At 64.1% G+C, this 807-nt stretch carries 1 protein-coding gene; it reads left to right on the top strand.

The genetic code is table 11. The features are described 5' to 3' along the window. Positions 1–100: 100 nt before the first annotated feature. Positions 101–807: VirB8 family type IV secretion system protein (locus AC1DY5_RS57440; RefSeq protein WP_478123008.1), on the top strand; the 707-nt coding region annotated here is incomplete at its 3' end.

Below are 807 nucleotides of genomic sequence, written 5' to 3'. Positions count from 1 at the left end.
TGATAGCCCTATCAGGCTGCAGCGGCCCCAAACCGCCGCCCGGATGGCCCACCGGTGAAGAGCGACCGATCAATCCTTCTCACGTCACAAAGGCAGCCAAGTGACCGACAAGGAGACCTACTTCGCCAAGGCGCTCGACTGGGATACGCAAGCGCGTCTTGACCTCGAGCGGCGAGCGTCCCGCAACGCCAGGATCGCCTGGGYTTGCGGCATCCTCTGTGGGCTGAGTGTCCTGAGCGTGACGGTTCTCCTGCCGTTGAAGCAGTTCGTGCCGGCCATCATCCGCGTCGACAACGCCACCGGGGCCTACGACGTGCAAGCGCCAGGTGAGATCGTGAACGTCGGGCGCGATCGCGATCAGAAGATCATTCTCTCGGATGTTGCGCGCTATGTGCTCGCGCGCGAGGGCTTCACACGCGGCGAGGCCGAGGCGAACTACAAGACGGCCTATCTGATGTCTTGCGGGCCAGTGCGTGCCGATTGGGAAAACTACTTCAACCCGGAGGTCAATGCGCAGTCGCCGGTGAAGACCATGAGCCCGACCGATTCGGAACGCGTGGAGATCCAGAGCATCACGTTCCTGCCGACCGACCAGGACGACCTGCGCGTCGCACAGGTTCGATTCGACAAGACGGTGACGCGCGGCGTCGCTCCGCCGGTGCGCACCCGGTACATCTCGACGCTCACGGTGCRCTACGAGCAGGCCAACGTTCCGTCCCAGATCCGGGACCTGCACGTCAACGCGTTCGGCTTCTGCGCCGTGAACTACCGGCGGGACCAGGAGGGCGTGCCGCAGGTGTTGGGTAC

The organism is Variovorax sp. P4_D9, from assembly GCF_056401695.1.
Note: the sequence above shows the minus strand (reverse complement) of the source record. Positions and strands in the feature narration are given on the sequence as shown.